The organism is Cobetia sp. UCD-24C (assembly GCF_001306765.1).
Taxonomy (GTDB): Bacteria; Pseudomonadota; Gammaproteobacteria; order Pseudomonadales; family Halomonadaceae; genus Cobetia; species Cobetia amphilecti.
Genome location: NZ_LJTD01000001.1, coordinates 212717 through 227519, shown reverse-complemented (window position 1 = coordinate 227519; position 14803 = coordinate 212717). Strand labels below are relative to the sequence as shown.

Here is a 14803-nt window from a genome sequence, read left to right as displayed (position 1 = left end):
GGTGGCCCCAAAGGGCAGGTAGTCGCCGGCTTATCGCTGCCTGGCGACTTTTCGTGCCGATATCCGAGGCATTCTTTCTTGAAGGGAATGTCTGGAAGTGAATGCCTGGAGATGAATGTCTGGAGATGAATGTCTGGAGATGAATGTCGGGAGATGAATGTCTGGAGATGAACCCGGCCTGGCTCTGGCGGGGTGGTCAGTCACCGAGCATGACGAGCCCTTGAATCGGGATGGTCAGCGCTGAGGGAATATCAGGCTTGGCTAAACCTCTGGCGTTTGAAACGCGAGAGAATTGTCAGTCATGGCATGGCGCGCTAGAATCAAAGTGTTTCAAACGAATGTTCGCCGATGGTAGTACTCACGGGTGTCATGATCGAACGCGCCTTGCGGTGAACCTGCACCACCTCATGAGAGAGTCGCCGCGCGGGGCTTGCGCCGTGACCTACGACTCCAGTCCTTTTCTACCTGACAAGGGTTCCGCCCATGGCCCAGACCGATACCGTTACCCGCATCCTCGATACTGCCGAGGTGCTGTTCGCCGAGCGCGGCTTCGCCGAGACCTCACTGCGCAACATCACCAGCAAGGCCAAGGTCAATCTGGCGGCGGTGAACTACCACTTCGGCTCCAAGAAATCGCTGATCCAGGCGGTCTTCGCACGCTATCTCGACCCGTTCAGTGAACGTTTCCACGCGGCACTCGACAGCGTCGAGCAGCAATACGCCGGGCGACAGGTGCCGCTGGAGGTCCTGCTGGAGGTGATGGCGCGTACCGTGCTGGAGGTGCCGGCCGAGCGCAACAGCCTGCGTACCTTCATGCGCCTGCTCGGGCTGGCCTATACCCAGGGGCAGGGCCACATGCGACGCTATATCCGCGAGCATTACGGCACGGTCTTCAGCCGCTTCGCCGAGCTTCTGAAGCTGGCGACGCCTGATCTGCCGGACAACGAGCGCTTCTGGCGTCTGCACTTCATGCTCGGCAGCGTGATCTTCACCTTCTCGGGCCTGGATGCGCTGCGCGATATCGAGGAGGCCGAGTACGGCCATCACACCACGGTGCGCGAGCTGATCCAGCACATGCGGCCGGTGGTGGTCGCGGCGATGGCAGCGCCGTTGCCGGCCTCGCTCGGAGATGGTGAGGCGGTCACCCAGGCGGCCAGCTGATGGCCTGCTGGGTAGCGGTGGATCTCTCGCGCCAAAGCCTTGAGATACGCAATGACATGCCGAGTGGCAGTCGTGATGCGCCGCCCCCCGCGGCTGACCCTGAGGCGCTGGTGCACGCCTGCGCGATCTCCAGCGGCCTCAACGGTATCGGCGAGCTCGACGGCAGCGGTTGCACGCCAACCGGCTGGCATGTGATTCGTGCCGCCATCGGAGCGGGCAATCCGCGTGGCGCCGTCTATCGCGGACGGCGCTTCACGGGCGAGGTGTTCACGCCCGAGCTTGCCTTAGAGCATCCTGAGCGTGACTGGATCCTGACGCGCATTCTGTGGCTCAGCGGCCGCGAGCCCGGCGTCAATCGTGGTCGCAATGCCCGCGGCGATCGGGTCGATAGCCTGCGTCGCTACATCTATTTTCATGGCACGCCCAGCACGGAGCCCATGGGGGTAGCGGCGTCCCACGGCTGCATTCGCTTGCGTGATGACGACCTGCTGCGACTCTTTGCCGAGGCTGTGCCCGGAACCCCGGTACTGCTGCATGCCTGAGGGCGTTGGTGCCCGAGTCTGATACCCTCCATGAGCTGTCACCGGAATCTGCGTGACAGCCCCTTGCCGGGGCGCAGCTGGCCGCGACTGTTCGATAGGGGTTCAGTCGGCTAGAATTGCGCCTTTCCTCGCGCTGGCAGCCTGATTCATCACGTTTCTTCCAGGCTGCCGAGCCCCGTAAAAGACATGAAGTCCTGGCGGTCGTGATTCCTCTCTTCACGGGACATCACTGCCGCAGGCCATGGACAGGAAGGATGACATGACACAGCCACTGGGCTCCGTAATGGTCGATGTTGCGGGGCTGACCCTCGCCCGCGACGAACGTGAACTGCTGGCACGCCCTGCCGTCGGGGGCGTCATCCTGTTTGCGCGCAATTGCGCCTCTCCCGAGCAGGTGCTGGAGCTGAGCCGCGAGATTCGCAGCGTCAATCCGCACCTGTTGATCGCCATCGATCAGGAAGGCGGGCGCGTCCAGCGTCTGCGCGAGGGTGTGACACGCCTGCCATCGATGCGCAGCCTGGCGCAGTGCTGTCTCGGGCGTGACTGTGAGGGTTGCGGTGAAGACGCCCAGGCCGCAGGCCTGGGTCTGGCACGCGATGCCGGCTGGCTGCTGGGCATGGAAATGGCAGCCATCGGCTGTGATATCACCTTTGCGCCGGTACTGGATATCGATGTGGCGGGCTCGACCATCATTGGCGATCGCAGCTTCGGCGCCACGCCGGAAGACGTCATCGCGGTGGGCGGCGCCTTCATCGACGGGCTGCAGGAGGCGGGCATGTCCGCCGTCGGCAAGCACTACCCGGGGCATGGTGGCATCTCGGCAGATACCCATCTGGAGCGCGTGGTCGATCCGCGGCCGTTCCGTGAGCTGCGCGAGCATGACCTCAAGCCCTTCGCGGCCCTCGCCGAGCGCCTGGGCGGCGTGATGCCGGCGCATGTGATCTATCCGGATTTCGATGCACGTCCCGCGGGCTTCTCGCCCAGCTGGTTGGGCCTGCTGCGCGAAGAGTTCGGCTTCAAGGGCGCCATCTTCTCCGATGATCTCGGCATGGCGGCGGCCGTCGCGGAAGGCGGCCCGGCAGAGCGTGCGCGCCTGGCGCTGGACGCCGGCTGTGACATGGCGCTGGTCTGCAATGACCCGGCCGCCGCGCGCGAAGTGCTCGACAGCCTCGATGACGATGAGCAGCGCCACCGAGGCAAGCGCCAGGCGCGGCTACGCTATGCGCGGGCTCGCCCGACGCTGGATGGCCTGGTGGGGCTGGCGCGCTGGCGGCGCACCCACGCGCGCCTCGAATCGATGGCGGCCAGTCAGGCATCACAGCAGGCTGCCATGCCCTCGGGCACGCTAGGCGCTGCCGAGGCGTCTTGGGCGCCTGACGCACGGTCGGCCTCTGAGTCCGGTAGCGCGCAATAATCAGGCACGCGGTGCCTTTTTCGAGTCGAAGACTGGCAAGGAATTCCCATGGCTGAGCAATCCGCCACCGAGGCTGCTGCCGACAAGCTGGCAGCGCCTGCCGAAGAGATGATCAATCAATGGGTCGAGCCGCTGCGCCAATGGGTCGAGCAGACCTCTGGTCTGCCGCTGTGGGGCATCAATCTCGCTCTGCTGCTGTTGGCGGTGCTGTTGCTGCACCTCATCGAGCGAGTGGTGCTCACCCGCCTGGCGGCGCATGCCGAGAAGAGCCGCAACCTGTGGGATGACGCCCTGGTGCATGGTCTGCGTCATCCCGTGTCATTCTGGCTCTACAGCATGGGGGTGTTGCTGGCGCTCGGCATCATCGCCGGCCAGTTCAGCCTCGGCGGGGCCGAAAAGTACCTGGGCACGGCGCGCCAGGTCGTGACCCTGCTGGCGCTGGCCTGGGCGTTGATTCGCATGGTCAAGCGCTTCGAGGCGCTGCGCACCATGCCGCCGCCCGGCACCAACGTCAACGCGATGGATGCCACCACGGCCTCGGCGATCAGCAAGCTGCTGCGGGCGGTCGTGGTCGTGCTGGTGGGGCTGGCCATCCTGCAGAATCTCGGCGTCTCGCTGTCCGGGGTGCTGGCCTTCGGGGGTGTCGGCGGTATCGCGGTCGGCTTTGCGGCGCGGGATCTGCTGGCCAACTTCTTCGGCGCCCTGATGATCCATCTCGACCGGCCCTTCAAGGTCGGCGACTGGATCCGCTCACCGGACCGCGAGATCGAGGGCACCGTCGAGGATATCGGTTGGCGCCTGACGCGCATCCGCACCTTCGACATGCGGCCCCTCTACGTGCCGAACGCCATCTTCACCAGCATCTCGGTGGAGAATCCGTCGCGCATGTACAATCGCCGCATCTTCGAGACCGTGGGGCTGCGCTATGAGGATGCCGCCCAGGTCGGCCCCATCGTTGCCGCGGTACGCGAGATGCTGGAAGGCCATGACGAGATCGACCAGACGCGCACCCAGATCGTGAACTTCACCACCTACGGTGAGCATTCGCTGAACTTCTTCGTCTATGTCTTCACGCGCACCACCGACTGGGTGAAGTACCACGCGATCAAGCAGGATGTCCTGCTCAAGGTGCACGACATCATCCGTGAGCATGATGCCCAGGTGGCGCTGCCTGGTCAGCGTCTGCACTTTGCCGATGTACTGTCCTTTGAAGGACGCCACCATGAACACGATGCCGAGGCTGAGAATGCCGCGGCGTCATCAGACACGCAGACGCGCGGGTCCCGCCGCCGTTCTGATTCAACCGCCGCTGCTACATCCTCCTCTGCGCCCGTCCGGCGTGGAGATGAGGCCAGTGACACCCAGGAAACTCCCGATGCTGACTCCGACGCCTGAGACCCTCACCGCCCTGCATGACGAAATGCGTGAGGTGATGGACAATGCCGATTGCCTGATCCCGCAAGCTGACCTTGAAGTGGCACTCGACCGCATGGCCGTTGAGCTGACGGAAAGCCTCGGCGATCGCATGCCGATCTTCTATTGCGTGATGAACGGTGGCCTGATCACCGCTGGCCAGCTGCTGACCCGCCTCGACTTCCCGCTGGAAGTCGATTATCTGCACGCCACTCGCTACCGTGGCGCGATGCGCGGCGGCGAGCTGTTCTGGCGCGTCAACCCGGAGCTGCCGATGGCCGGTCGCGACGTGGTGATCGTCGATGACATCCTCGATGAGGGTGGCACCCTGGCCGCGATCCTCGAGTACTGCCGTGAAGCCGGTGCACGCAGCGTGTCCAGCTGTGTGCTGGTCGACAAGAAGCATGACCGCAAGGCCTACCCGGGCTTCAAGGCCGATTTCTGTGGTCTCGACGTCGAAGACCGCTTCCTGTTCGGCTTCGGCATGGACTACAAGGGCTACTGGCGTAACGCGCCGGGCATCTACGCGCCCAAGGGGCTGTAACCCAAGGGGGTTAACCCAAGGGCTTTAACCCAAGGGCTTTAACCCAAGTGTCTGTGACATGAGTCGCCGGATGGCAGTCGCCATCGCGTGCGATAGCCATCGTCAACGCTGGCATTCCTTCACCACCCGCCCGGGCAACCGCGGCGGGTGGTGTCGTTTTCGGGGCCTTTTCTGTTCTCCTGGCGCAGAGCGTGACGATTGTGCTTGTCGTTGTCGGTTGGCTCGGAGTAGCGTTCGCTGAGGATCGGAGTGTCCGGTCCCGAGAGATTCCTGCACATGGGTGGCAAGGAGGCGGGCGATGCTGGCGGTGATCGGTGGAACGGGGTTCGGCAGTTGGGCAGGCATGGAAGTGCTCAGGCGCGGCGGGCAGGAAACGCCCCTGGGGGCGGCCTCCTGTGGTGTCGTGGAGGGGCGCTTGAATGGGCAGTCGCTGCTGTTTCTGGCCCGTCATGGTCAACCGCACAAGGTGCCGCCGCATCGCATCAACTATCGCGCCAATCTGTGGGCGCTCAAGCAGGCGGGCGCGACCCATGTGGTGGGGGTCAACTGCGTGTCCGGCATCGACCCGACGCTGGCCCCGGGCACGCTGGTGGTGCCGGACCAGCTGATCGATTACACCACCGGCCGCGAGGGCTCGTTCTTCGATGGGCGTTTCAAGCCGTTCCAGCATGTGTCGTTCGCCTGGCCGTATCATCGGGTCTGGCGTGAGGAGCTGCATGCGGCGGCCGCCGAGGCGGGGCTGCCCCTCACGGCCGGCGGGGTGCTGGGCGTGGTGCAGGGGCCGCGGCTGGAGACTGCCGCCGAGATCCGCCTGATGGCGCGTGATGGCAATACGCTGGTCGGCATGACGGGCATGCCCGAGGCCGTGCTGGCGCGCGAGCTCGAGATGGAATACGCCAGCCTGTGTCTGGTGATCAGCCATGCCGCGGGCGTCGGCGAAGAGGAGCCGACCCGCGCGGGCACGGAATCCGTGATCGAGGCCGGCATGCCCAGAGTGCAGCGCTTGCTGGCGACGCTGTTGGCACGCCGTGCCTGAGCTGCCTGACTTCAGGAGGAGAGTGGGGGAGGCGATGGTTGTAGGTAGGCGGTGGTGTAGGTAGGGCGTGTAGAGGGTGTAGAGCGTGTAGAGGGTATGCCCGCACGAAAAAACGGCCTGCAACCGCGATGCAGGCCGTTTTCATTTTTCGTTCAAGCTCTTGCTCATGCTCAAGTTCACGCTCCTGCCCAAGGCGGCCTGGCAGCGCAGGGCGCGTCAGGCCGCCTTGGTCTTGGCGTTGAGCAGATCCAGCAAGGTCTCGCAGAAGCTGAAGCGCGCCTCGGCGTCATCCATGTCGGTGGCGAAGCGCAGCGTGTCGGCGCCTTCCAGCTTGTAGACATCCGACTGGCGCTGGATCAGGTTGACCAGCGTCAGCGGATCGACCGGCGTCTGGGCGCCGAAGATGATGCGACCACGTCCGGCGCCGGCCTCCAGCTTGATGATGCCCAATGCCTGAGCGCGCTGGCGCAGCTGGGTCTGGCGGAACAGCGTCTTGACCGGCTCCGGCAGCAGGCCGAAGCGGTCGATCATCTCGACCTGCAGTTCGCGCAGGTCGCTTGCGTTCTCGGCGTTGCTGATGCGCTTGTACATCATCAGGCGTTGCTGGACGTCATGCAGATAATCGGCCGGAATCAGTGCCGGCAGATTCAGGCTGACCTCGACGCCTTCATCCAGCGGCGACTCGATATTGGGCGTCTTGCCCGCCTTGATGGCCTTCACGGCGCGATCGAGCATCTCCATGTACAGCGAGTAGCCGATGGTTTCCATCTGGCCGGACTGCTCGTCACCCAACAGCTCACCCGCGCCGCGGATCTCCATGTCATGGGAGGCCAGCGTGAAGCCGGCACCGAGGTCCTGGGATTCGCTGATCGCCTCCAGACGCTTGACCGCATCGCGGGTCATCGCCTTGGGGTGCGGGGTCAGCAGGTAGGCGTAGGCCTGGTGATGCGAGCGCCCGACGCGGCCACGCAGCTGGTGCAGCTGGGCCAGGCCGAACTTGTCGGCGCGCTCGATGATGATGGTGTTGGCGCTCGGGATGTCGATGCCGGTCTCGATGATGGTCGAGCACACCAGCACGTTGAAGCGCTTGTGATAGAAGTCCGACATGCGCCGCTCCAGGCTGCGCTCCGGCAGCTGGCCGTGGGCGACGCCGACATTGGCCTCCGGCACCAGCTCCGCGATGCGCGCGGCGCTCTCCTCGATGGTCTTGACCTCATTGTGCAGCACGTAGACCTGCCCGCCGCGCAGCAGCTCGCGCAGGATGGCTTCCTTGACCACGCCGTCGTTGCGCTGCTGGACGAAGGTCTTCACCGACAGGCGGCGCGCCGGTGGCGTGGCGATGATGGACAGGTCGCGGATGCCGCTCATCGCCATGTTCAGCGTGCGCGGTATCGGCGTGGCGGTCAGGGTCAGGATATCGACCTCGGCGCGCAGGCTCTTGAGGCGCTCCTTCTGGGAGACGCCGAAGCGGTGCTCCTCATCGATGATCAACAGCCCCATGTTGGGCAGCTCCAGCGATTTGGAGAGCAGCTTGTGAGTGCCGATCACGATATCGGCCTGGCCGTTCCTGATGCGCTCGAGCGAGGCTTCCTGGCCCTTGCCGCTGGTGAAACGCGACAGCAGGGCGATCTCCACCGCGGTGTCGGCGAAGCGATCGCGGAAGTTGTCGTAGTGCTGCTGGGCAAGCAGGGTGGTGGGCACCAGCACCACCACCTGACGGCCGGAGTTGACGGCGAGGAAGGCGGCGCGCATCGCGACTTCCGTCTTGCCGAAGCCGACATCGCCACATACCACGCGGTCCATCGGCTGGGGTGCGCACATGTCCTGGATCACCGCGCCGATGGTCTGCGCCTGGTCTGGGGTTTCCTCGAAGGGGAAACTGGCCGCGAAGCGTGCGTAGTCCTCGGCGGGGAAGTCGCAGGCATGGCCGACACGCGCCTCGCGGCGTGCATAGACATCCAGCAGCTCGGCGGCGGTATCGCGGATCTTCTCGGCCGCCTTGCGCTTGGCCTTCTCCCATTGCTCGGAGCCCAGCTTGTGCAGCGGCGCCAGCTCGTCACTGGCCCCGGAATAGCGCGAGATCAGGTGCAGGCTGTCCACCGGCACGTAGAGCTTGGCGCCATCGGCGTATTCGAGCGCGAGGAACTCGGCCTCCTGACCCCCGGCGTTGATGGTCTCCAGCCCCAGATAGCGGCCGACACCGTGGGTGTGGTGCACCACCGGCGCGCCTTCACGCAGCTCAGAGAGGTGACGCACGGCCAGTTCGTTGTCATCGGTGGCGCGCGCCTGGCGGCGGCTCTGACGTACCACTTCGCCGTAGAGCTCGGTCTCGGTGATGACCACCAGCCCCTTGTGGCTGTCGCTGTCATCGCTGGACAGCGCATCTTCTGCCTGTGCGCTGGCCACCCAGGTGCCATGCGTCAGGCCACCGACGGTCAGGCCGACGGCGGCTGGGCTATCCACGAAGTGCTCGAAGCTTGCGAAGTCATCCAGGCTGCGCAGCCCGAAGCCGCGCAGCAGCGGGGTGAGCTGCTCCTCGACGACTTCGCGGCGGCCCTGGGTCTCGGCGACGAACAGCACGCGCTGGGCATGTTCGCCGTTCAGGCGTTGTTTCAGGAAGCTGGCCAGGGCCTGGGTCGGGTCGGCGCTGCGCGCATCGATGGCCAGGCTCGGCAGTGTCTGGTGGCCGAATTCGATGGCGTGGGCATTGGGCTCACGTACCAGCTCGATGCGTTCGTGCTGCTTGATCAGGCCCAGCAGCTCATTGACCGGCACGAAGGCGCGGTGCGGTGGCAGCAGCGGGCGTGTCGGGTCGACGCCCAGATTGGCGTAGCGGGTGGTGATGGCGTCCCAGTGGCTCTCGGCCGCCTCGCGCACGCCGGGCAGCATGGCGATGCGCAGCTCGTCGCCCATGTGATCAAAGAGCGTCGCGGTCTCGTCGAAGAACAGCGGCAGGTACTGCTCGAGTCCCGGCGAGGGGATGCCCTTGATGGCGTCGTTGTAGAGAATGCACTGGCGCGGGTCGACATCGAACAGCGTCTCGAAGCCCTCACGGAAGCAGGCGATGGCGCCGCGCGTCAGCGGGTATTCATGCGCGGGCAGAATCTCGATCGCCTCGACCTTGTCGCCACTGCGCTGGGTGTCAGGGTCGAAGGCACGCAGGGTGTCGATCTCGTCATCGAACAGGTCGATGCGCAGCGGTTGTTCGCTGCCCATGGGGAACAGGTCGATCAATGCGCCGCGCAGGGCATATTCGCCCGGCTCGTAGACCGTCTCCACCGCGCGGTAACCGGCCCGCGACAGGCGTGAGCGGAAGTCCTCGCGATTGAGGATGTCGCCCTTGGCGAGACTGAAGACCTGGCCTGCGATGTAATCCACCGGCGCGAGGCGCTGCATCAGGGTGTTGACCGGCACCGGCACGATGGCGCGGCGGCTGGTCTGCAGGGTGCGCAGGGTGCGCAGGCGCTCCGAGACGATGTCCTGGTGCGGCGAGAAGCTGTCGTAGGGCAGCGTTTCCCAATCGGGGAAGGGCAGCAGGCGCTCGGGATGGCGCGTATAGAAGCGCAGGTCGGCTTCCAGGCGCTGGGCGCTGGCGGTGTCCGGGGTGATGACCATCAGCGGCGCTTCATCGGCATCGGCCAGGCGCGCCAGCGCCAGCGCCGCGGCGCTGGGGTCATTGAGCATCCAGAAGGTGGTTTCGCGGCGCGAGCGCGGCAACGGGGGCGTCAGCGGAGTCTCGAACATGGGCTCTGGTGTCTTGTGTCCTGGGCTTGGGCGCAACGCCTTGCGGCGTTCACGGCACGGGATGACGTCACGGGCAGGGCCCGAGTGAATAAGGTGCTGGGTCAGTCGCTCGCGGTGAGCGGCCCACGCATGCAGATGACGCTGAGCGACTCATGGGCGCAAGGCAGTCTCTCGGGTGCACAGCACACTCAAAAGCGCGCGGCATACTCCGGAGAGCGACAAGGCAGGCGCGATGCCTCGGCTTGTCAGGCGCGCTTCAACGCAAGCTGTCGCAGCGCAAGGGGCTGCAACGTCAGTCGCCGCCATGAAAGGAGTCGCGCTTGATCATAGCAAGTCAGTCGCTATATGGGGGCAAGTGATGCGCTTTTCAGCACCGTGGACACAGATGGCCGAGCGCGGGATGGGGGAAACGCTTTTGTAGTCAAATCGTTGATTCTGTAGCACTACTACCCTGCGTGCGACCATCCTTTCATTGTGGTGCATAGCCGCGTTACGCATACTCAGCTGGCCTTGTCCGGCGTCGCCAAGCGCTCGGTGACGACCATCATTATTTGCCCGCACGTGAGAGGATGCACCCGTGAGCCAAGAGAATCTCGAAGCCTGTTTCAAGCAGTGGCAGGACAATGAAGCCCTCGCGGAGCAGATGATCCCGCTGTTGGGAGATCTCTACCGCCGCTTCAACGTCGTGCCCTCCATCTACGGGCGTTCGCTGATCAATCGCTCGATGGTGCGCATCCTCAAGAACCACCGTTGGGTGCGCAAGGCCGAAGGTGTCGAGCTGTCAGTGGAAGACACCTTCCCGCTGGTGCGCGCCATGATCGAGCTCAACCTGGGCCCGGCCCACGTCGACATCGGCAAGCTGGCGGTCGCCTTCAAGCGCTCTGACGAGACGGACATCACCGCCTTCCTCAAGCGTGAGCTGGCCGACATCGTCGGTGGCTACGTCGAAGGCGGCATGGGCGGCGACCCGAAGGACGTCGTCCTGTATGGCTTCGGGCGTATCGGCCGCCTGTTGGCGCGCATCATGATCGAGAAGGCCGGCGGCGGTAACCTGCTGCGTCTGCGCGCCATCGTGGTGCGTGGCAGCAAGGATGATCTGGAAAAGCGGGCCAGCCTGCTGCGTCGCGACTCGGTGCACGGTCCCTTCGAGGGCAGCATCACCGTCGATGAAGAAAACTCGGCGCTGATCGTCAATGGCAACTACATCAAGATCATCTACGCCAATTCGCCCACCGAGATCGATTACACCGCGCACGGCATCGACAACGCCATCGTGGTCGACAACACCGGCAAGTGGCGCGACGAAGCGGGCCTGGGTCAGCACCTGGAGTGCAAGGGCGTGGCAAAGGTGCTGCTGACGGCACCGGGCAAGGGCGATCTCAAGAACATCGTCTACGGCGTCAACCACACCGACATCAGCGATGATGACCGCATCATCTCCGCGGCCTCCTGTACCACCAACGCCATCGTGCCGGTGCTGAAGGTGCTGCACGACGAGTACGGTGTCAGCCAGGGTCACGTCGAGACGGTGCACTCTTACACCAACGACCAGAACCTGATCGACAACTTCCACAGTGGTGATCGTCGTGGCCGTGCCGCGGCCCTCAACATGGTGTTGACCGAGACTGGTGCCGCCAAGGCCGTCGCCAAGGCGCTGCCGGAGCTTTCCGGCAAGCTGACCGGCAACGCGATCCGCGTACCGACGCCCAATGTCTCGATGGCGATCCTCAACCTGACGCTGAATACCGCAAGCGACGCCGAGCGCATGAACGACTTCCTGCGCACCGCCTCGCTGCATTCCTCGCTGCAGAAGCAGATCGACTACGTCGATTCCTGTGAAGTGGTGTCCTCGGACTTCGTCGGCAACCGCCATTCCGGCATCGTCGATGGCCAGGCGACCATCGTCACCGACAAGCAGGCCGTCGTGTACGTGTGGTACGACAATGAGTTCGGTTACAGCTGTCAGGTGGTGCGTATTCTGCAGCACATGTCCAACGTGCGTTTCAGCTACTTCCCGACGCGCTGAGTCAATGCGCCGCGTCTGTGGCGTGACTTGTGAAAAATTGAAATAAATACCTGCTGTTACAACGCCCCCGCCCTCAATGATGGCGGGGGCGTTGGCGTTTTTGGAGTGTGCACCACTTTAGTGTCGTATGGTCTTTCCGGCCTCGCATCTTTATAATGAGCCGGATTTTTTTGGGCCGGTCCAATCTCTGGGCTACACCTCCAACCGTCTGATAAGAAAAGCATTCACATTGCCTGATACGCGAAAATCGCGAGGTTGCCTGGTCAATTGTCGGCCTCGAGGCGTATCTACGATGGGTGATCTTTCCTGAACAACATCAGATCCGACAATTGGGCGAGTCTATGATCGAAGTCAAACGTGGCCTGGATCTCCCCATCGCCGGGGCGCCGGAGCAGCGTATCGAGGATGCGCAGCCCGTTCGTCGCGTAGCGATCCTGGGTGTTGACTACGTCGGCATGAAGCCGACGATGGAAGTCCGTGAAGGGGACAAGGTGAAGCAGGGGCAACTCCTGTTCACCGACAAGAAGACCCCGGGCGTCCGTTACACCGCGCCTGCTGCCGGTACTGTGGTCGAGATCAATCGTGGCGAGAAGCGCAAGCTTCTGTCCGTGGTCATCGAGATCGACGCGCAGGGCGAAGCTGTGGAATTCACTGCACATGGCGACGCCGCCATTGCAGGTCTCGAACGTCAGGTCGTGGTCGACCAGCTGGTCGAGTCCGGCCTGTGGACGGCGCTGCGTACCCGCCCGTTCTCGCGCGTGCCGGCGCTGGATGCCAAGCCGGCAGCCATCTTCGTTACCGCCATCGATACCCATCCGCTGTCCGCGGATCCGGCCGTGGTGCTCAAGGGCCAGGAAGCCGCTTTCCGTCAGGGTCTCGTCGCACTGACGCGTCTGACCGAAGGCAAGGTGTTCCTGTGTCAGGCACCGGGTGCTGATATCCCGGGTGGCGACGTCTCCGGTGTGGTCAGCGAGTCCTTCAAGGGCCCGCACCCGGCGGGTCTGCCGGGCACGCACATCCATCACCTTGCACCGGTCAGCCTGCAGCGTCAGGTCTGGCATGTCGGTTATCAGGATGTGGTCGCCATCGGTACGCTGCTGGCGGAAGGTCGCCTGGACACCACGCGCGTCATCGCCGTCGGTGGCCCGCGTGCCACCAAGCCGCGTCTGCTGCGCACCCGTCTGGGCGCCAGCACCGAAGAGCTGCTCAAGGGCGAAGTCGAGCAGCCGGAAGACACGCGTGTCATCTCCGGTTCGGTGTTCTCCGGCCTGACCTGTGAAGGGGCGCTGCGTTTCGTCAGCCGCTACCACAATCAGGTGAGCCTGCTCGAGGAAGGCAACAAGCGTGCCTTCATGGGCTGGCTGTCGATGGGCGCCAAGCGTCACTCGGTGCTGGGTATCTACCTGTCGAAGCTGACTGGTCTGACCGACTACCGCCCGAACACCTCCACCAACGGCTCCGAGCGTGCCATGGTGCCGGTGGGCGCGTACGAGGCGGTCATGCCGCTGGACATTCTGCCGACGCAGCTGCTGCGTTCGCTGATCGTGGGTGATATCGAGACCGGCATGCAGCTTGGCTGCCTGGAGCTTGATGAAGAGGACCTCGCGCTGTGCACCTACGTGTGCCCGGGCAAGTACGAGTACGGTCCCATCCTGCGTGACAACCTCACCACGATCGAGAAAGAGGTCTGATGATGGGCATTCGACAGACTCTGGATAACCTGGAGCCGCACTTCCACAAAGGTGGCAAGTACGAGAAGTTCTACGCGCTCTACGAAGCCGTGGACACCATTTTCTATGCGCCGGCGAGCGTCACGCGCAGCACCACTCACGTGCGTGATGGCATCGACCTGAAGCGCATCATGATCACGGTCTGGATGTGTACCTTCCCGGCCATGTTCTTCGGCATGTACAACGCCGGTCTGCAGGCCAACGAGGCCATCGCTGGCGGTTACAGCGCACTGGGCGGCTGGCGTGAAGCCATCGTCATGCTGCTGGCGGGTAGCCACGATGCCGGCAGCGTGTGGGCCAACTTCATTCTGGGGGCCACCTACTTCCTGCCCATCTATCTGGTGACCTTCGCGGTCGGCGGGTTCTGGGAAGTGCTGTTCGCGATGCGTCGCGGCCACGAGGTCAACGAAGGCTTCTTCGTCACCTCGGTACTGTTCGCCCTGACACTGCCGGCGACCATTCCGCTGTGGCAGGTCGCGCTCGGTATCACCTTCGGTGTGGTGATCGGCAAGGAAGTCTTCGGCGGTACCGGCAAGAACTTCCTCAACCCGGCACTGTCCGGCCGTGCCTTCCTGTACTTCGCCTACCCGGCCAGCATTTCCGGCGACGCGGTATGGGTGCCGGCAGACGGCTTCACCGGTGCGACCGCGCTCTCCACTGCCGCGCAGGATGGCATGGGTGCCCTGATGCAGCAGATGAGCTGGACCGACGCCTTCCTGGGCTTCATTCCGGGCTCGGTGGGTGAGGTCTCCACACTGGCGATCTTCCTCGGTGCCGCAGTGCTGCTGTGGACGCGTATCGCCTCGTGGCGAATCATGCTGGGCGTCCTGCTGGGCATGATCGCGACCTCGGCGCTGTTCAATGCCATCGGCAGCGACACCAATGCCATGTTCGAGATGCCGTGGTACTGGCACATGGTCATCGGCGGCTTCGCCTTCGGCATGGTCTTCATGGCCACCGATCCGGTCTCTGCGTCCATGACCAACAAGGGCAAGCTGGTATTCGGTGCACTGATCGGTGTGATGACCGTGCTGATCCGTGTCGCCAACCCGGCCTTCCCGGAGGGCATCATGCTGGCGATCCTGTTCGCCAACCTGTTCGCTCCGCTGATCGACCACTTCGTCGTGCAGGCCAACATCAAGCGCCGCGTCAAGCGCGAGACTGCCGGCATCGCGAACGAGGAGACCGTCTGA

The 14803-nt window shown here is 64.1% G+C and carries 10 protein-coding genes; 9 read left to right on the top strand and 1 reads right to left on the bottom strand.

The annotated features are described in order from the left end of the window. Nucleotides 1-483 precede the first annotated feature (483 nt). The 6 genes from AOG28_RS00945 (at nucleotide 484) to AOG28_RS00920 (ending at nucleotide 6110) form a co-directional block, all read left to right on the top strand. Nucleotides 484-1161 carry a TetR/AcrR family transcriptional regulator gene (locus tag AOG28_RS00945; protein WP_043331928.1) on the top strand — a complete coding sequence of 226 codons (678 nt, stop codon included), beginning with the start codon at nucleotides 484-486 and terminating at the stop codon, nucleotides 1159-1161. After that, nucleotides 1161-1703 (top strand): L,D-transpeptidase family protein, encoded by a 543-nt coding sequence (locus AOG28_RS00940; RefSeq protein ID WP_442854938.1) that lies wholly within the window; start codon nucleotides 1161-1163, stop codon nucleotides 1701-1703. Before AOG28_RS00945 ends, AOG28_RS00940 begins: the two co-directional genes overlap by 1 nt. Nucleotides 1704-1962: 259 nt before the next feature. After that, nucleotides 1963-3117, top strand: a complete 1155-nt coding sequence (gene nagZ, locus AOG28_RS00935; protein WP_082388117.1) for a beta-N-acetylhexosaminidase — start codon at nucleotides 1963-1965, stop codon at nucleotides 3115-3117. Between the two features lie 48 nt (nucleotides 3118-3165). Next, nucleotides 3166-4512 (top strand): mechanosensitive ion channel family protein, encoded by a 1347-nt coding sequence (locus tag AOG28_RS00930; protein ID WP_235506906.1) that lies wholly within the window; start codon nucleotides 3166-3168, stop codon nucleotides 4510-4512. After that, a complete protein-coding gene (locus AOG28_RS00925) occupies nucleotides 4493-5074 on the top strand; it encodes a hypoxanthine-guanine phosphoribosyltransferase (RefSeq protein ID WP_054555022.1) in 582 nt (193 codons plus the stop codon). Before AOG28_RS00930 ends, AOG28_RS00925 begins: the two co-directional genes overlap by 20 nt. 298 nt (nucleotides 5075-5372) lie before the next feature. Then, the gene (locus AOG28_RS00920) at nucleotides 5373-6110 is read left to right on the top strand and encodes an S-methyl-5'-thioinosine phosphorylase (protein WP_054555021.1); all 738 of its coding nucleotides are present in this window, start codon (nucleotides 5373-5375) and stop codon (nucleotides 6108-6110) included. 216 nt (nucleotides 6111-6326) lie between these two features. Here the strand turns inward: AOG28_RS00920 and mfd are convergent, their stop codons facing one another. Next, a complete protein-coding gene (mfd, locus tag AOG28_RS00915) occupies nucleotides 6327-9854 on the bottom strand; it encodes a transcription-repair coupling factor (protein ID WP_054555020.1) in 3528 nt (1175 codons plus the stop codon). Between the two features lie 577 nt (nucleotides 9855-10431). On the opposite strand from mfd, the gene AOG28_RS00910 reads away from it, so the two are divergent. From AOG28_RS00910 to AOG28_RS00900, 3 genes are all read left to right on the top strand, one after another. Beyond that, the gene (locus AOG28_RS00910) at nucleotides 10432-11880 is read left to right on the top strand and encodes a glyceraldehyde-3-phosphate dehydrogenase (protein WP_043331922.1); all 1449 of its coding nucleotides are present in this window, start codon (nucleotides 10432-10434) and stop codon (nucleotides 11878-11880) included. A gap of 341 nt (nucleotides 11881-12221) precedes the next feature. Beyond that, nucleotides 12222-13571: a Na(+)-translocating NADH-quinone reductase subunit A gene (locus AOG28_RS00905; RefSeq protein WP_054555019.1), complete on the top strand. Its 1350-nt coding sequence runs from the start codon at nucleotides 12222-12224 to the stop codon at nucleotides 13569-13571. Beyond that, nucleotides 13571-14803 (top strand): NADH:ubiquinone reductase (Na(+)-transporting) subunit B, encoded by a 1233-nt coding sequence (locus AOG28_RS00900; RefSeq protein WP_043331920.1) that lies wholly within the window; start codon nucleotides 13571-13573, stop codon nucleotides 14801-14803. Before AOG28_RS00905 ends, AOG28_RS00900 begins: the two co-directional genes overlap by 1 nt.